At 61.3% G+C, this 17,497-nt stretch carries 18 protein-coding genes; 16 read left to right on the plus strand and 2 right to left on the minus strand.

Going from position 1 to position 17,497, the window contains the following annotated elements; genetic code table 11:
• The first annotated feature begins 28 nt into the window (after positions 1-28).
• The 4 genes from pxpB to ACLBKR_RS00505 all read left to right on the plus strand — a co-directional run bounded on the left by pxpB (position 29) and on the right by ACLBKR_RS00505 (position 3,652).
• Complete coding sequence (pxpB, locus tag ACLBKR_RS00490) at positions 29-709, plus strand: 5-oxoprolinase subunit PxpB (protein ID WP_414900238.1); 681 nt, start codon at positions 29-31, stop codon at positions 707-709.
• Positions 706-1,710 (plus strand): biotin-dependent carboxyltransferase family protein, encoded by a 1,005-nt coding sequence (locus ACLBKR_RS00495; protein ID WP_113446933.1) that lies wholly within the window; start codon positions 706-708, stop codon positions 1,708-1,710. The genes pxpB and ACLBKR_RS00495 overlap by 4 nt, the downstream gene beginning before the upstream one ends.
• Before the next feature lie 26 nt (positions 1,711-1,736).
• Entirely contained in the window at positions 1,737-2,777 is a 1,041-nt protein-coding gene (locus ACLBKR_RS00500) for a 4-hydroxyproline epimerase (RefSeq protein ID WP_113446932.1), read from the plus strand.
• A 233-nt stretch (positions 2,778-3,010) separates the two neighbouring features.
• Positions 3,011-3,652 carry a Crp/Fnr family transcriptional regulator gene (locus ACLBKR_RS00505; RefSeq protein WP_414900241.1) on the plus strand — a complete coding sequence of 214 codons (642 nt, stop codon included), beginning with the start codon at positions 3,011-3,013 and terminating at the stop codon, positions 3,650-3,652.
• A 6-nt stretch (positions 3,653-3,658) separates the two neighbouring features.
• Here ACLBKR_RS00505 and ACLBKR_RS00510 read toward each other — a convergent pair whose 3' ends face one another.
• A complete protein-coding gene (locus ACLBKR_RS00510; RefSeq protein ID WP_113425281.1) occupies positions 3,659-4,087 on the minus strand; it encodes an RbsD/FucU family protein in 429 nt (142 codons plus the stop codon).
• A complete protein-coding gene (locus ACLBKR_RS00515) occupies positions 4,071-5,321 on the minus strand; it encodes an ROK family transcriptional regulator (protein WP_113338352.1) in 1,251 nt (416 codons plus the stop codon). Before ACLBKR_RS00515 ends, ACLBKR_RS00510 begins: the two co-directional genes overlap by 17 nt.
• 234 nt (positions 5,322-5,555) lie before the next feature.
• Between ACLBKR_RS00515 and ACLBKR_RS00520 the strand changes: the two genes are divergently transcribed.
• The 12 genes from ACLBKR_RS00520 to ACLBKR_RS00575 all read left to right on the plus strand — a co-directional run bounded on the left by ACLBKR_RS00520 (position 5,556) and on the right by ACLBKR_RS00575 (position 17,484).
• On the plus strand, positions 5,556-6,581 hold the full coding sequence (locus tag ACLBKR_RS00520) for a sugar ABC transporter substrate-binding protein (RefSeq protein WP_112827750.1): 1,026 nt from the start codon (positions 5,556-5,558) through the stop codon (positions 6,579-6,581).
• 100 nt (positions 6,582-6,681) lie between these two features.
• On the plus strand, positions 6,682-7,740 hold the full coding sequence (locus ACLBKR_RS00525; protein ID WP_112827751.1) for an ABC transporter permease: 1,059 nt from the start codon (positions 6,682-6,684) through the stop codon (positions 7,738-7,740).
• Positions 7,740-8,522, plus strand: coding sequence for an ATP-binding cassette domain-containing protein (locus tag ACLBKR_RS00530; protein WP_112827752.1), 783 nt, complete (start codon positions 7,740-7,742; stop codon positions 8,520-8,522). The genes ACLBKR_RS00525 and ACLBKR_RS00530 overlap by 1 nt, the downstream gene beginning before the upstream one ends.
• Positions 8,519-9,151 carry a nucleoside triphosphate hydrolase gene (locus ACLBKR_RS00535; protein WP_414900245.1) on the plus strand — a complete coding sequence of 211 codons (633 nt, stop codon included), beginning with the start codon at positions 8,519-8,521 and terminating at the stop codon, positions 9,149-9,151. The genes ACLBKR_RS00530 and ACLBKR_RS00535 overlap by 4 nt, the downstream gene beginning before the upstream one ends.
• 244 nt (positions 9,152-9,395) lie before the next feature.
• Entirely contained in the window at positions 9,396-9,788 is a 393-nt protein-coding gene (locus ACLBKR_RS00540) for a response regulator (RefSeq protein WP_112827754.1), read from the plus strand.
• Positions 9,789-9,814: 26 nt separating this feature from the next.
• Positions 9,815-9,940, plus strand: coding sequence for a hypothetical protein (locus ACLBKR_RS00545; RefSeq protein WP_414900247.1), 126 nt, complete (start codon positions 9,815-9,817; stop codon positions 9,938-9,940).
• Positions 9,937-12,189, plus strand: a complete 2,253-nt coding sequence (locus ACLBKR_RS00550; protein WP_414900249.1) for an ATP-binding protein — start codon at positions 9,937-9,939, stop codon at positions 12,187-12,189. The genes ACLBKR_RS00545 and ACLBKR_RS00550 overlap by 4 nt, the downstream gene beginning before the upstream one ends.
• A gap of 16 nt (positions 12,190-12,205) precedes the next feature.
• Positions 12,206-13,294 (plus strand): HD domain-containing phosphohydrolase, encoded by a 1,089-nt coding sequence (locus tag ACLBKR_RS00555; protein WP_112827755.1) that lies wholly within the window; start codon positions 12,206-12,208, stop codon positions 13,292-13,294.
• Between the two features lie 81 nt (positions 13,295-13,375).
• On the plus strand, positions 13,376-14,413 hold the full coding sequence (gene pyrC, locus ACLBKR_RS00560) for a dihydroorotase (protein WP_113446930.1): 1,038 nt from the start codon (positions 13,376-13,378) through the stop codon (positions 14,411-14,413).
• Between the two features lie 115 nt (positions 14,414-14,528).
• On the plus strand, positions 14,529-15,713 hold the full coding sequence (locus ACLBKR_RS00565; protein ID WP_113446929.1) for a GGDEF domain-containing protein: 1,185 nt from the start codon (positions 14,529-14,531) through the stop codon (positions 15,711-15,713).
• Positions 15,714-15,785: 72 nt separating this feature from the next.
• Entirely contained in the window at positions 15,786-16,478 is a 693-nt protein-coding gene (locus ACLBKR_RS00570; protein WP_113437210.1) for an orotate phosphoribosyltransferase, read from the plus strand.
• A 79-nt stretch (positions 16,479-16,557) separates the two neighbouring features.
• Positions 16,558-17,484, plus strand: a complete 927-nt coding sequence (locus tag ACLBKR_RS00575) for a carbohydrate kinase family protein (RefSeq protein ID WP_113437209.1) — start codon at positions 16,558-16,560, stop codon at positions 17,482-17,484.
• Positions 17,485-17,497 lie beyond the last annotated feature (13 nt).

Raw genomic sequence — 17,497 nt, forward strand, 5'->3', positions numbered from 1 at the left:
CTGATATATCACATCTGGCGAGGTTATCATGACGGGCAGTATGAATGAGCAGGACGGCAATCCGAGAGTGAGCGCGGAAGGCGCCGGTTCCCTCTTGCTCGATGTTGCCGGCCCTGTCTTCGATCAGTCGAAGCAGGAGCGCATTTGGACGCTTGCGGAAGCCCTCAAGGGGCTTCCCGGCGTTCTTGAAACGGCGCCGGGCATGAACAATCTCATGGTCGTTTTCGATCCCTTGCGACTTGATCCGGACGTGCTTCAGACGAAGCTTCTCGCCGCATGGGAAAAGGCCGAGGCCGGTCACTCGAGGGGCCGTCTCGTTGAAATTCCCGTTATCTATGGTGGGTCGGGCGGCGCGGATCTCGAGGAGGTCGCGGGTGTCAAGGGAATGATGCCGAAGGAACTGGTGAAGTTGCATGCCGCTCCGGTCTATTCGGTGGCTGCCGTGGGCGCGATGCCCGGCTTTGTCTATCTTTCCGGCCTCGATCCAAAGCTCGCAATCCCGCGGCGAGCGGTGCCGCGTATGGGTGTTCCCGAGGGCTCGGTGATTATCGGCGGTGCCCAGGCCGGCATCATGCCGCTCACGGCGCCGTCCGGCTGGCATATTCTCGGCCATACTGACTTCCGTCTTTTCGATGCGTTTCGCGAACAGCCGGCGGCACTCCGCCCTGGGGACAAGATCCGCTTTGTGCCCACGGAGGTCATCGCATGATCGAGATATTGACGACGGGCGTTGCCAACAGCGTACAGGATCTCGGCCGTTTCGGTTATCTCGAGGCTGGCGTTTCGCGTTCCGGCGCGATGGATGGGCCGGCGCTCGAAACCGCGAACCTCCTGCTTGGCAATCGGCCGGAGGCCGCGGGACTGGAGATTGCAGTTTTCCCGTTCCGCGCCCGCTTCGATTCTTCAACTCTAATTGCCGTGACCGGTTCGGATTGCCCGGTATCGCTCGGCGGCAGGATCTATCCGAGCTGGTGGGTTCAGGAGGCTCGCGCCGGCGACGTCCTGGAGCTTGGCCTGCCGCGTTTCGGTGCGCGCGCCTATATCGGCTTTTCCGGGGGGATCTCCGTCCCTCCCGTGCTCGGTTCCGCCTCCACCGACATCAAGAGCGGCTGGGGTGGCTTCGGGGGCAGGGGCCTTCGGCGTGGGGACAGGCTGGAGCTTTCCCCTGGCACTTCAGTCCTTGCCAATCTGCCGGGTGGCTTTGGTATCGATCCGGCCGAGATAAGGCCCAATGCCTCGGGAGGCGATGCGATCCGGGTTATCGCCGGCGCCGAGCATCCGGTTTTCGATCCCGCTTCGCTTTCGGCTTTCGAAGCCGCGCCATGGCGGGTAACGGACGAGGCCAATCGTCAAGGCTACCGTCTTGCCGGTCCCGAACTGAAGCTGACCCGCCGTCTCGAACTTCTCTCTCACGGCATCATGCCCGGCACAATCCAGGTGCCGCCATCCGGACAGCCGATCATACAGCTCGCCGAGGCGAATACCTGCGGCGGCTACCCGAAGATCGCGCATGTCATCGAGGCCGATCTCTGGCGCCTGGGCCAGGCGCCGGTCGGAACCGAACTGCGTTTTACCGTGGTGAACCGCCACGAAGCGGTTGAAGCCTTGAAGCGCCAGCGGAGCGCGCTCGCGCGCGTGGCGGACGAAGCCGCACTTGCCCGCCGGGACGCGACACGCCACCGGGGGACGGTCGGTCGTGCGGCGGAATGAACCCTTTTGATTAACGGAGCAATCTCATGAGATGGAAACGGACCCTTCAGCTTCTCGACGTGCATGCGGAAGGTGAGATCGGCAAGGTGGCGATCGGAGGCGTGCCGAAGATCCCGGGCGAGACGATTGCCGAGCAATTGCACTGGCTGAACACTGATCCCAAGGGCCAGGAACTGCGCCGCATGCTCGTGTTGGAGCCGCGCGGCGCGCCGATCGGTTCCGTCAATCTGCTGCTGCCGGCGAAGAACCCGAAGGCCGATGCAGGGTTTGTGATCCTGCAGCCTGACCAGGCCCACGCGAGCTCCGGTTCCAATTCCATCTGCGTCACCACCGCCTTGCTGGAAAGTGGCATCGTCGAAATGCAGGAGCCCGAGACGATCGTCATGCTGGATACGGCCGCCGGACTCGTCCGGGCGACGGCCACCTGCCGAGACGGCCGCTGCGAGCGGGTGAGGCTCACCATGGTTCCCTCCTTCGTGCATGAACTCGACGTCGGTATCGATACCGCCGAATGGGGGCGAATCACCTTCGATCTGAGCTATGGCGGTATCTTCTATGCGCTTGTCGATGTCGGCCAGATCGGCCTCACGATTGAAAAGGCCAATGCACGCGGTCTTGTCGAGGCGGGCATGATCCTCAAGGAGCAGATCAACCGAGCGATCCCGGTCGCGCATCCGGAAATTCCGGCCATCTCCGGTGTGGCCTACGTAATGTTCCGGGACGTCGATCCCGATGGCGCGATTCGCACCTGCACCACCATGTGGCCGGGGCGCGTCGATCGTTCTCCATGCGGAACGGGCAACTCCGCCAATCTCGCGACGCTCTATGCCCGCGGCAAGGTGAAGGTCGGCGATACCTTCAAGTCCCGCTCCATCATCGGTTCGGAATTCGAGGTAGGGCTTGATTCGGTTGCCGAGGTGGCTGGGCGGACAGCTGTGATCCCGACGATCAGCGGGCGCGGCTTCACCTTCGGATTGCACCAGGTTGCCCTCGATCCGTTCGATCCTCTCGGGAACGGCTTTGCCCTGACCGACGTCTGGGGGCCCTCCGCCGGGTCCATAGGCTAGAAAAGAAGAGAAGTTATCCTCGAACAAAATTGGTAATAGTTCAGTAGGCTTCTTGTCGTCGCCTATCTTGCTATTGATGAAATGCAGGGAATATGTAGGAATTCCGCCCGCGCATCGCGTAAATTAGCAAGTATAATAAGTGGAACGCACAATTGACGACAGGAGCCACCCTGCTGACAATCTCGCAAAGTTTGTCTTCTTTGCGTGGAGGCCCGATTTTTTCGAGTCTGACTGTGGAGGAGGACAGGGAGTGGCTGACGAAGTGCCACACCCGCAGCCTCTACGCCGGCGAAAGTCTCGTCGATTACGAGGATCTCACCAAGGATGTATTTCTGGTGCAGAGCGGGGAGATGCGCGCGGTCTTGCGTTTCTCGGTTGGCAAGGAAGCTATTCTCGGGACGTTTCGGCGGGGCGACCTGATGGGCGAGCTGTCGGCGATCGACGATCTCTCCCGTTCGGCAAGCCTGATGGCGGTGACGGATGCGGTGGTAACCGTCATTCCCTATGTGGTTTTTCACGACATATTGCGCACTTGCCCGGGCGTGACACGGGCATTGATGCAGCTCCTGTCTCTCCGCATCCGGGCCATGAACGAGCGGGTTTCGGAGCTTTCCTTCCTGGATACCAAGCATAGGCTCTATAACGCCTTGCTGCGGCTCTCCCGTTCGCGCGGCGATGGCGGCGGCGAACGCATTATCTCGCCGCCGCTCGTGCATGCGGAGCTTGCCGAGCACATCGGTTCCAGTCGCGAGACGGTATCCCGCGAAATGTCCCGCCTGATCCGCGAGCAGCTGATCGAACGCACCAGCCGGGCGATCGTGCTGAAGAACCCCGTCGAGCTTTCGCGGCGGATTTCGAAGGCTCTGGAGGGCTAAGCCCGCTCAGGGATAGATGACGCCCTTGCGCAGGATGACGTTGGCATAAAGCCGAGGTTCGCCCGTCTGGATGACCGCATGCGCCGCGCGTACGCGATCGTAGAAGGCGGCCCCCACCAGCGACACGACATTGGTGTTGGGTTCGTGACGGGCGCAGCAGGCTATGATTTCCTGATGCACCGGATCGAGCCGCTGGGGGTCGGAACCCACTGTCGAGCGGAAGATTGCCTGTGGCACGAAGTCGTCGATCGGCAGCACGCTGAGAACGGCGTTGAGCACGGGAACCAACGGATGTCCGTCAAGGCGAACGAGGCGCCGTGCATGTTCCAGCGCCGGATAGTTGCCGTCGACGATGGCGATCTCGTCGCCATGGCCCATGGCGCGCAGTGTCGCGAGCAGATCGGGGCTCAGAAGCGGGTCAATTCCCTTCAGCATTGTCTATTTCCTTGAACAGGACCGTCTGGTCGATGAGGTAACGGGCAAAGATCGGCAGGCTGGCGCCGCCGATGGCACGGGCCTGGGGGCCGACGACGCCTTCTATGATATCGGGTGTGACGATCCCCTGCAGGTCGAGACGGTTGACTGCTGCGACCGTCGCCTTGACGAGGCGGGCGCGCACCCAGTCCGGAAAGCCGCCGTCGATGATCGCGGCCGAAAAGTCGATGATCGATACCGCCGCGACGATGGCCTGTGCCAGGGCGTCGGCGCTGTCCTGTATCCAGATTTCCAGCGGGTCCCCGAAATCGATCCATTCCTCGGCCGCATACCAGAGAGGCTGCGGGTCGAGGCCGCGTTCGCGGAGCAGGTTTTCAAGGACGAAAATGGAGGCGATTTCCAGTAACTGCCGGGTTTCTCCATGCTTGTTGCGCACGGGCAGGGGGGCAATCGCACCGGCTGTCCCGGTGCGCCCCACGAAGACCGACGAGTTCAGTACGATGCCGCCGCCGATGAACGAGCCGACATAGAAATAGATGAAGTCGGGATAGCGCGGGCCGGCGCCGAAGACGAGTTCCGCCCCGCATGCACTTGTCGCATCGTTCTGGAGATAGACGGGATAGCTGATCCGCGCGGCGACTTCTGCCTGCAGGTCGAAGCCTCGCCAGGCGTCCATGGCGCCCTCGGGGGCGCCTACTTCCTCTGCCCAGTTCCAGAGTTCGAAGGGGGCGGCGATACCGACACCGGCGATGCTGTCTCTCTGAGCGGAGTGAATTGCAGCTTCGACTTCGGCAATTCCATCGCTGATGAAGGAAAGGATTTCCTCCGGATCCGGATAGCGATAGGTGCGATGGAGCTGCTTGCGGATCTTTCCGACAAAATCCATCAGCACGAGATCGGCGCTGCGTCGGCCGATTTTCACGCCGAACGAGAAGACCGCCTCGGGGTTGAGATACATCGGTATCGAGGGCTGGCCCACCTTGCCGCGCATCGGTTCGCCGCGCATCAGCAGGCCGTCCTTTTCCAGTGCCCGCATGATGACCGAGACGGTTTGCGCGGAAAGACCGGTGCGCCTTGCGATATCGGCCTTTGAAAGTCCGAGGTGACGTCGCACGACCGAAAGCACCAGTCGCTCGTTATAGGCGCGAACACGCACCTGATTAGCGCCGCCGCCGGTGCTGATCGGTTCGGGCGTGCGGGTCGGCGATGATGAATTGTCGTGCGTCAGGGACATGGCCGCTCCTCTCGACCCTCTCCTACCTTGAAGCAGCAGAGGGCGCCAGCATGTCACATCCAATTAATAATTCAATTGGATTTATTTATTGACACTCGAATTTTCTGATGTTCTAAATGGCTACGTGGAGGAGCGGTACGGCCGAGAACGGCGTGCCCGACCGGGCAAATGGGTTTGCCCGGGCCGACATCTCGTGGCCGGAGGAGCCGGTCGAGTCTTTTTCGGGAGGAAAATATGAAAAAATCACTGATCGCAGCAGCCCTGTCCACGCTTGCTCTCGGCGTAGTCTTCGCCGCACCGGCCAGCGCGGCCGACGTTTCTGCCTGCCTGATCACCAAGACGGATACCAACCCCTTCTTCGTGAAGATGAAGGAAGGTGCCACCGCCAAGGCCAAGGAACTCGGTGTCACGCTGAAATCCTATGCCGGCAAGGTTGATGGCGACCATGACAGCCAGGTCGCGGCCATAGAATCCTGCATTGCAGACGGCGCGAAGGGTATCCTGCTCACCGCTTCCGATACCAAGGCCATCGTCGATCAGGTGAAGAAGGCGCAGGAAGCCGGTCTTCTGGTGATCGCGCTCGACACGCCGCTCGATCCGGCGGACGCAGCGGACGCCACCTTTGCGACCGACAACCTTCTCGCCGGTAAGCTGATCGGCCAGTGGGCGGCAGCAACCCTCGGCGACAAGGCCAAGGATGCAAAGATTGGCTTCCTCGATCTCACTCCGTCCCAGCCGACCGTCGACGTTCTGCGCGACCAGGGCTTCATGATCGGCTTCGGCATCGATCCGAAGGACCCGAACAAGATCGGCGACGAGGACGATCCGCGCATCGTCGGCCATGACGTGACCAACGGCAACGAGGAAGGCGGCCGCAAGGCGATGGAAAACCTTCTCCAGAAGGACCCGGATATCAACGTCATTCACACGATCAACGAACCCGCTGCCGTCGGCGCCTACCAGGCTCTCAAGGCTGTGGGCAAGGAAAACGACGTCCTGATCGTGTCAGTCGACGGCGGATGCCCGGGTGTCAAGTCCGTTGCTGCCGGCCAGATCGGCGCGACCTCGCAGCAATACCCGCTGCTGATGGCTTCGCTCGGCATTGAGGCGATTGCCAAGTATGCGAAGGACGGCACCAAGCCGCAGCCGACGCCCGGCAAGAGCTTCTTCGACACCGGCGTTTCGCTGGTGACCGACAAGCCGGCCCCTGGCGTGGAATCGATCGATACCAAGGTCGGCACGGAAAAGTGCTGGGGCTGATCGGCTGATCGATAACACGACGACATCATGAAGAAGGGGCGGTGTAGGCCGCCCTTTCCGAAGGTGCAACGCACCTGTCCTATGGGATGGAGACACGTCCATGGCAAGCATCCAGGAATTCGAGAAGGTTCTTGAAAAGAGCGACACGTCCGTTGCCGCGTTCGAGGATCATTCGCCCCTTCGCAGGATCCAGCATTTCCTGCATTCCACGCCGGCCGCAGTCCCGCTGATCGTGCTGATCGCATCGATCGTCATTTTCGGTCTGGCCATCGGCGGCAAATTCTTCTCCAGCTACACCCTCACCCTGATCCTTCAGCAGATCGCGGTGGTGGGCATTCTCGGAGCGGCCCAGACCCTCGTTATCCTGACAGCCGGCATCGATCTGTCGATCGGCGTCGTCATGGTCATCTCGGCGGTGGTGATGGGTAACTGCGCCCTGCATTATGGCATTCCCTCGCCAATCGCCGTCATCGTCGGGCTGGCGGTGGGCACGCTGTGCGGTCTCCTGAACGGATTCCTGGTAGCCAAGATCAAGCTGCCGCCTTTCATCGTGACGCTTGGCACATGGAATATCGTCATGGCCACCAACTTCATCTATTCGGCCAACGAGACGCTGCGCGATGCCGACATCGAGGCCATTGCGCCCTTCCTGCAGATCTTCGGCGAAAGCTTCCGGATCGGTAAGGCAGTGTTTACGCTCGGCGTCCTCTTCATGGTCCTCCTGGTCTTCGTGCTCTGGTATGCGCTCAATCATACCGCCTGGGGCCGACATCTCTATGCTGTCGGTGACGATCCGGAAGCGGCGCAGCTTGCCGGCATCCGTTCGGATCGTGTGCTGCTCGGCACTTATGCGCTGGCCGGGTTTATTGCAGCGCTTGCTGCCTGGGTTTCGATCGGCCGCAATGGTTCGATCTCTCCGTCCGCAGCCGTCACCGACTACAATCTTCAGGCGATAACGGCGGCGGTCATCGGTGGTATCTCGCTCTTCGGCGGGCGCGGTTCCATTCTCGGAACCTTGTTCGGCGCGCTGATCGTCGGTGTGGTGTCGATGGGTCTCAACATGCTTGGCGCCGATCCGCAATGGAAAGTGCTTCTGACCGGCGTCCTCATCATCTCGGCGGTTGCCGTCGACCAGTGGATCAGAAAGGTAGCAGGCTGATGGAACGCACCCCCATTCTTACCACCCGCGGTCTGGTCAAGCGTTATGGCCGTGTCACCGCTCTCGACAACGCCGATTTCGATCTCTACCCGGGCGAAATCCTCGCCGTGATCGGCGATAACGGCGCAGGCAAATCCTCGCTGATTAAGGCGATTTCCGGCGCCATCACGCCGGATGAAGGCGAGATCAGGCTGGACGGCAACCTCGTGAACTTCCGCAGCCCGATGGAGGCGCGCGACGCCGGCATCGAGACGGTTTACCAGAACCTCGCCCTCTCGCCGGCGCTTTCCATCGCCGACAACATGTTTCTCGGCCGCGAAATCCGCCGGCCGGGCATCATGGGATCGCTGTTCCGCACCCTGGACCGCAAGAAGATGGAAAAGGTCGCGCGCGACAAGCTTTCCGAACTCGGCCTGATGACCATCCAGAACATCAACCAGGCGGTGGAAACGCTTTCGGGCGGCCAGCGTCAGGGGGTTGCGGTTGCCCGCGCGGCGGCTTTCGGCTCCAAGGTTGTCATCATGGACGAACCGACAGCCGCACTCGGGGTCAAGGAATCCCGCCGCGTTCTCGAACTGATCCTGGAGGTCCGTTCGCGTGGACTGCCGATCGTGTTGATCTCGCATAACATGCCGCATGTGTTCGAGGTGGCCGACCGTATCCACATCCACCGTCTCGGACGGCGGCTCTGCGTCATCAACCCTAAGGACTATACGATGTCGGACGCCGTTGCCTTCATGACGGGCGCCCGTCCGGCGCCGGAAGAGAGCATCGCGGCATGACGTCAGCCATGTCGGCGGTTGACACACTGGCGAAAGCCATCAGCGAGCAGGCGGCGGGCTCTCCACGCCTGCTCGTTGCTATCTCAGGGCCTCCGGCTTCGGGCAAGTCCACGCTCGCCGAAGCGCTGGAACGGGAACTGGTCGCGCGGGGCGTACCGACCTCCGTCTTGCCAATGGACGGCTTCCATATGGATAATGCCGTGCTGGAAGAACGCGGCCGGCTGGCGCGCAAGGGCGCACCCGATACCTTCGACGTCCGCGGACTGATCGATATCGTCCGCGCGGTTAGGGCCGGCGGCGAGGTTCTTGTGCCGGTATTCGACCGCAGCCGCGAGCTTGCCATTGCCGCTGCCCGCACGATTCCGGCAGGCCCGCGCATCGTGCTTGCCGAGGGCAATTATCTCCTGCTTGAAGACGAACCCTGGTCCGCGCTTGCGCCGCTCTTCGACCTGACGGTGATGATCGCGCCGCCGGCGGACGAACTCAGGCGGCGCCTCGAAGCCCGCTGGCGGGGTTTCGGCCTCGGCGAAGCCGAAGTCGCCGCCAAGGTCGAGCAGAACGACCTGCCGAACGGACGGCTCGTGCTTTCACGCAGCCGCAAGGCCGACTTCGTGTTCGGCGACAACTGATACCCAACCCGATTTGCCTGTTGCGCCGTCTTTTCCCTGAAACCAAAGGGAAAGGCGGCGTTTTAGCTCCGTCTAAAAATTTAAGGAGCACTTAATGTAGCAACAGTTAAAATTGTCGCGATTTGCTTCAACGAATTTCAGGGTCCGGTTGCTACAACCCCTCCATGAACCGGTGAGGAATTTCCCCTTCAGTGTGGACGAAAGGGATGGAACTCGACAGCCGGCACGCTGGAGGACAAAACCAATGACCATTCTGATCGTGGAAGACAATGCGACCAACGCGCTGATCCTGAAGCGTCTCGCCGGAAAGGTCACGGACGAGGAAATCGTCATCGAGGCGGACGGGTCCCGCGCTCTCTCCCTTTGCCACAATACCTTCTTCAGCATGCTCGTCGTCGATCAGATGCTGCCCGGCATGAGCGGCCTGCAGTTCGTGAAGGCGATCCGCATGCTGCATCGCTATGACGATGTGCCGGTAATCATGGTCACAGCCGATCAGGATCCGAAGTTGCGTGAAACCGCGTCCGCAACGGGCGTCACCGGTTTTCTGACCAAGCCCGTCGACGCCGTCACCTTCCGAGATCTGCTCGCAGCCCATGTCGGTCATGTGCCGCCGCCGCGCGTGGCTGCCCGCTGAACCCTGGGAGCCGTCGGAACATCCGCATGACGCACTTCTCCAACGCACTTCCGGATAGACTGCTTCGCCCGCTCCGTCTCATGGCGCTGCGCAATGGCGGACAGGTCGCCCGTTGCGGCGGGGAAGTCAAGCGCATCGGAGTGATGCTGTGACAGTCCTTTCTTCCAGCAGCGCAATCATGAAGAAGGCAGGCAGCACGACCCTGATCCTCCAGGTTCTGTCGACTGTCCTGCTGATCGTGCTGATTTTGCTGGCGATTGAGATTTCCCGGCAATTCCTTTCTCTTCATGACGGTGCCGGCGAAAATACCGTCTGGTCGGTCTACCAGCTCGACCGGGATGTCCGTGCGGCAGGAGCCGCCGCTGAGGAACTGCGTCGCCTTCCGGGCGATGTTCTTGGCGATGCATTGTCTCAGCGTCTCGATGCCCTTCGCTCCGGTGTCGCCCTCCTGCGCGAACCGCAGTTCAGCCGCGTCATTCTGGAAAATCCCGAAACCGCGCCCCTTTTCAACCGGATTGCCGGCTCCGTTGAACGTCTTGCTCTCCTGTCTGGAAGCGGTGAGCAGGCATCACGGCCCGACGCGGCAAAGCTTGATGCACTCGCATCCGAGCTGGCTGAACTTTCCGAGGTGAGCGAAAGCCTTCTTGCTTATACCAACACCCGGCTCGGGAAAGAGCGGGCCGCCGCTCGGGCAAACATCGTCAGTCTCGAAAAGACTTCCGCGGTGATGCTGGGTCTTCTGATGGTCTCCGTGGTGTTTCTTGTCGTCACCCTTCGCCGTCAGCTGAAATCGGTTCGCAAGGCGGGCCTCGAACTCGAAACCATGGCGAGGCAGCTTACCGAAGCGCTGGAAGGCGCCGATGCCGGCAATCGCGCCAAGTCGCAGTTCATGGCGACCATGGGGCATGAGATCCGCACCCCGCTCAACGCCATCCTCGGCATGTCCGAACTGTTGGAACTGTCGCAGCTTCCGCCCGACGCACTTTCAAGCGTCAAGACCATCAGGTCCTCGGGCGAGGCTCTGCTCGAGATCATCAACGAGATCCTCGATTATTCGAAGATCGAACACGGCAAGCTGGAACTCGAGGAGCGCATCGTCGACGTTGCCGCTCTGGCCGAGACGACCGTCAGCATCATTCGCGGCCGCGCCGACGACCACGAGAATACCGTGGTTCTCGACATCCCGGAATCGCTCGATGCGCTCTATGTCCGCACCGACCCCACCCGTCTCCGCCAGGTGCTCCTCAACCTGCTCTCCAACGCGGTGAAATTCACCAACAACGGTACGGTGACGCTCCGGCTGCGCGAATTCTATCGCCTCGGCAAGCTGATGCTGCGTTTCGAGGTCGAGGACACCGGTATCGGCATCGATGAGGCCGGCCTTTCCAAGCTCTTTAAACCCTTCTCGCAGGTCGATGCCTCGATCAGCCGGAAATATGGCGGCACGGGCCTCGGCCTCACCATCTGCAAGCAGATCGTCGAGAAGCTTGGTGGTGAGCTCGGTATGAGCAGCACCGTCGGTGTCGGCAGCATCTTCTGGTTCGAGCTGGCGGTGGTTGCCGTGGGCAAGGACGAGATGCGCCGCCTTTCCACCGCCAAAAGCCATAAGGGGGACGAGCTGCCGCAGCTTCGTGTTCTGCTCGTCGAGGACAACAGGGTCAACCAGCAGGTGGCAACCCGCTTCCTCAATCATCTGGGCCAGGATGTGGTCGTGGCCAACGACGGTGCGGAGGCGGTCGCCATCGCCGCAAGCCAGGCTTTCGATGTCATCCTGATGGACATGCAGATGCCGGTGATGGACGGCATCGAGGCCACCCGCCGGATCATGTCCGGCGGCGGTCCCTGCGCCGGCGTTCCGATCATCGCGATGACGGCGAATGCCTCCGATGACGATCGCCGCCGCTGTCTCGATGCCGGCATGACCGGTTTCGAATCCAAACCCGTCACCATGGAAAGGTTGCGCAACGTGCTGTCCTCGCTGAACGAGACACTGGTGGCCGATTTCGTCGACACGCCGGCCGACGATGGCGCCTTGCCGGACCCCGTGCTGCTTGAGGGGCTCAATATTCCCGGCCTTCAGCAGCTCTGCCCGGATGGCCTCGACGAAGCCCGTTACTCGGAGCTTGTGGACGCTCTCGGCGAGGATGTCTTCCAGGAACTGGTCGAATCCTTCTTCGACGATGCTTCCGCGCTCATTGGCGAACTGCATGGCGCGCTCGAAAGCCGCGACGCCGAACATGTCGACCGCGTGCTCCACACGATCAAGGGTGCGGCGGTGAATGTCGGGCTCAAGGAAATTGCCGGCAAGGCCAACGCTCTGCGCGAGCAGCAGCCGACGATGGCCGATGTCGAAATGCTCAACAACGAAATCGAAACGATGAAGTTCAAGCTGGTCGCTTAGAACGAAGGAGGCGTCAATGCGTATCTTGCTGGTGGACGACAACAGCACCAACCTGAAGCTTCTGACGAAGCTCGTCGGCAAGCTCGACAATTGCGAGGCCGTTGCTTTCTCGAGCCCGGATGAGGTTCTTTCCTCGCTGCCGGACATCGATTTCGACATTGCCATCATCGACTACCAGATGCCGGTCTATAACGGTGTCGAACTCTACACGGAGATCGTGCGCTTCGACAAATATGCCGATGTGCCGGTTATCTTCGTCACCGCCGACAAGGACATGACGACCCGAATGGCCGCGCTCAACGCCGGCGCGATCGATTTTCTCACCAAGCCGGTCAATCCGATGGAATTCCAGGCGCGTGTGCAGAATATCGTCAGCCTGTCGCGCGCGCGCCGTCAGCTAGCGGATCAGGCCGAGTGGCTGCGTCGCGAAGTGGATCGCGCCGTGGGCGAATTGCGGCAGCGCGAACAGGAAATCATTCACCGCCTGACGGTCGCTGCCGGTTACAAGGACCCGGAAACGTCGCGCCATACGCTGCGCGTTGCCGCCTATTCCGAGGCGATTGCGCTCGAACTCGGCCTTTCCCCGGAATTCTGCAACGACATCCGCATGGCGGCGCCGATGCATGACATCGGCAAGGTCGCGATGCCCGATACGGTGCTCCTGAAACAGGGCCGGCTGACCGAGGCGGAATACCGCCAGATGCAGGCGCATGCCCAGATCGGCAGCGATATCCTTGCGCGCTCCCATTCGTCGCTGCTGCAGCTCGCCTCGGAAATTGCCGTCAGCCATCACGAGCGCTGGGACGGCCAGGGCTACCCGAACCGGCTCGCCGGCACGGCCATCCCGCTTTCCGGCCGGATCGTCTGCATCGCCGACAATTTCGACGCCCTGACCACGGAGCGCCCGTATAAGCCGGCCTGGAGTTTCGAACGCACCGTCGAACATATTCTCGGCCGTGCCGGCACCCAGTTCGATCCGGATTGTGTCGCTGCCTTCGAGCGTGCCTTGCCGCGCATTCGACAGATCATGGAGGACGATCGTCGGGAACAGGCCCAGGAAGCTGTGCAGAAGACGTTTACCACCAGCAATGAAAAGGTTGCCTGAGACGCAGCCCCGAAACGCGGCTTTGACCGGCCGGCGGAACATGGTATCTGCGGGCGACAATCGATGCCCGGAGGTTACATCATGCGCTCGCTCACCATTCGCCGTCCGGATGACTGGCACCTGCATCTGCGGGACGGCGCCATGCTCGAAGGGGTGATCGGCGATACAAGCCGGCATTTCGCACGCGCTATCATCATGCCGAACCTCGTGCCTCCGGTCGTGACGACGGCGGACGCGCGGGCCTATCGCGAGCGCATCGTGAACGCCCTGCCGAAGGGCGATCGCTTCGAGCCCCTGATGACACTCTATCTTACGGAAGATACCAGCCCCGACGATGTCGAGGAGGGCAGGAAGAGCGGCCTCATCACCGCCGTGAAGCTCTATCCAGCCGGCGCAACCACCAATTCCCATGGCGGCGTGCGCAACATCGAAAACGCCATGCCGGTTCTGGAACGCATGGCGAAGATCGGTCTGCCGCTCTGCGTTCACGGAGAGGTGACGACCCCCGAGGTTGATATCTTCGACCGCGAGAAGGTTTTCATCGACACGGTCCTCGACCCGTTGCGCCGACGTCTGCCGGAACTGAAGGTGACGATGGAACATGTCACGACGTCCGACGGCGTGGACTACATCCGCTCCTCCGTCCGCAACATCGCGGGATCGATCACCACACATCACCTCATCATCAACCGTAATGCCATTCTGGTGGGCGGCATCAAGCCGCATTACTATTGCCTGCCGGTCGCCAAGCGTGAAAGCCATCGCCTCGCACTCAGGGCTGCCGCCACATCCGGCGACCCTCGCTTCTTCCTCGGCACTGATTCTGCACCGCATGTCGATCCGCTCAAGGAATGTGCCTGCGGCTGTGCCGGCATCTACACTTCGATCAACACCATGAGCTGCCTTGCCCATGTCTTTGAGCAGGAGGATGCGCTTGACCGGCTGGAGGCTTTCGCCTCGCTCAACGGGCCGGCCTGGTACGGCCTTGCCGCCAACGAGGAAACGATCACGCTGGAGAGGGGTGACGAACCGGTGGTCTTCCCAGCCAAGATCGAGACCGGCGCGGGTCCGGTGACGGTCTTCGATCCGATGTTCACGCTATTTTGGCGGGTTCGGTGAATTGACCGCGAGTTGCTAGGATTGTTGCGATCCGGGTAACCTTTTGGAGAGAACCGGTGGTTAGCCTTCGCCAAGGAAGATCGGCGGCGGTTTCACGCTGAAGAGAGCGCTTGGCATGATGCTTGACTATAATTCTCTTCTGCTCGCCCTGGGTTTTTCCGCGACCTGTCTCATGGTGACCCTTCTGGGAACCTGGGTATCGCGTCGCACGGATTCTTTCCTGCTGACCCTCGTCGTCGCGCTGCTCTTCATCGTTATCGGTATCTTTGCCTACAGTTCCTACACGCTGGAAGCGGGTCTTCTCAGGGCGTCTTTTGCCTATGTCTTCCTGATGATCGGCTTCAGCATGATCTACGCGGGTTCCGTGCAGTTTAGGACCGGCGGGGCCCCCTGGACGCGATCGATCGTTCTTTCGATCGCCACCATCGCACCCGGATTGCCACTGATACTCGGCGGGCTCGATGGATTGGGCATCATTTTCATGAATGCGGCCACCGCGCTGCTCCTGATCGGCACGGGATGGCAATATTGGCGTGCGCGTGCGGAGGCGCCGGGACCGCTCATCGGAATGGTTTTCCTTTATGTCGTCAGTGGACTGTCCTTCGCGCTGTGTGCCGCCGTGCTGATCGACAAACGCCAGTGGGTTCTCGGCCATGCGCCGGACAATTGGGCGGAAGATCTGAATATCGCGATTTGCATTGCGGGCATGTCCGGCATCGGCGCGCTGTCGCTTGCGCTTCACCAGTGGCGACTTGCGGCGCGCCATCGGCACGAGGCCAACACCGATCCGTTGACCGGGCTTCTCAATCGCCGGGCGCTTTTCGACCAGGTCGCCGGTCGCCCCATCGGATCGAAGACGGCGGTTGTCGTCTTTGATATCGATCGGTTCAAGTCGATCAACGACGAGCACGGCCACGCCACCGGCGATGCGGTCATCCGGATATTTGCGGAAGAACTGACGACCGGAACCGGTGGCCAGCAGACGGTCGCCCGACTGGGGGGCGAGGAGTTCGCCGTCATCCTCTCCAACACCCTGCCGGGCCGGGCCGAACGTGTGACCGGCGATATCGTCCGCAGCTTTGCCGCGCGCGAAATCCGGATCGGGGAGGTGGTGCTGCGATGCACGGTGAGCGCGGGCATTGCCTTCGGTACAAAGGAGACAGACAGCTTTGACGCAGTTCTGAGCCTCGCTGACGCGGCCCTTTATCAGGCGAAGCGCAACGGTCGTAACCGGGTCGAAATGGCAGACTTCCTGCACAGGGTCGAAACGGTGGAAACCCGTACCAACGTTTCCCCCTGAATGGCAGCACTATCTAGTATCCGCCGGCGCATGCTGCTATTCGCCTGACAAGGACGATCAAGGAGCGGGCGCATGATTCAGACGACATTTCCCGAACCGGCCGTGATGGCCGAACTGGTGGCCAGGATGCTCTGGGAGATCAAGGCGGTGCATTTCAATGCGGCCGAACCTTACAAGCTCTCTTCAGGCATGCGCAGCCCCGTCTACATCGATTGCCGCAAGCTCCTGTCCTATCCACGCATCCGCTCGGCCGTCATGGATTTCGCCGCCGCGACCCTGATGCGCAATGCAGGCTTCGAGCAGTTCGACTGCATCGCTGGCGGTGAAACGGCTGGCATTCCTTTCGCCGCTCTCCTGGCGGATCGTCTTGGCCTGCCGATGATCTATGTCCGCAAGGCGCCCAAGGGGCATGGCCGCAATGCCCAGATCGAAGGCCATATGCCGGAAGCCGCCCGTGTCCTCGTCATCGAGGATCTGACGACGGCCGGTGGCAGCATGTTCAAGTTCATCGATGCCGTGCGCGCTGCCGGCGGCGTGGTCGATCACGGTATCGCCCTCTTCTACTACGGTATCTTTGCCGAAGCCGAGGAACGTTTCACCAACGGCAATGTGAAGCTGCATTACATCGCCACCTGGCGTAATGTGCTGGCCGTTGCGCGCGAGCAGAAGCTTTTCGATGAAAGGACGCTGACCGAGGTCGAGTCCTTCCTCGATGCCCCGCTGGCCTGGTCGGGCCGCCACGGCGGCGTTACGGAACTCGCTTAAACCGAAAGCAGCTCTGGCGTTTCCACTCGGATTGCTTTAAATCGATTGAAAGTCGTTCTTGGTAAGGGAGGATGCCCGGATGATCCTGTGCTGTGGCGAGGCGCTCATCGACATGTTGCCGCGCGAAACCACGCGCGGTGAGAGGGCATTTGCGCCCTATGCCGGCGGCGCGATCTTCAACACCGCAATTGCGCTCGGGCGCCTCGGCATTCCGACCGGTTTCTTCACCGGTCTTTCCGACGATATGATGGGCGACATCCTGCGTGAGACGCTGAAGCAGAGCAATGTCGACTACGCCTTCTGCGCGACGCTCTCGCGTCCGACCACCATCGCTTTCGTCAAGCTGGTCGACGGGCACGCAAGCTACGCCTTCTATGACGAGAACACTGCCGGCCGGATGATTGCCGAGTCTGACTTGCCGGTGCTCGGCGACGATTGCGAGGCCCTGCATTTCGGTGCGATCAGCCTCATCCCCGAGCCGTGCGGCGCGACCTACGAAGCGCTGATGACCCGTGAACACGCGAAGCGCGTGATCTCGCTCGATCCGAATATTCGTCCCGGCTTCATCAAGGACAAGCAGGCGCATATGGCGCGCATCAACCGGATGGCAGCCATGTCCGATATCATCAAGTTCTCCGATGAGGACCTTGCATGGTTCGGTCTGGAAGGCGATCAAGATACTCTCGCCCGTCACTGGCTGAACAAGGGTGCCAAGCTCGTGGTGATTACCCGCGGTGCGGAAGGTGCCACCGGTTACACCGCCGGTTTCAAGCTTTCCGTGCCGAGTGAACGGGTTGAGGTCGTCGATACCGTCGGTGCCGGCGACACCTTCGACGCCGGTATTCTCGCCTCACTGAAGCGTCAGGATAGACTTACCAAGGAAAAGATCGCCACGCTCGACGAAGCGGGTGTCGAGGCGGCGCTTCGACTGGGCGCAAAGGCCGCGGCGGTGACGGTTTCGCGGGCAGGGGCCAATCCGCCCTTCGCAGCGGAAATCGGGTTTTAAGGAAAATAAGCGC

Source organism: Paenirhizobium cremeum, assembly GCF_047553425.1.
In the GTDB taxonomy this organism is placed as follows: domain Bacteria; phylum Pseudomonadota; class Alphaproteobacteria; order Rhizobiales; family Rhizobiaceae; genus Allorhizobium; species Allorhizobium cremeum.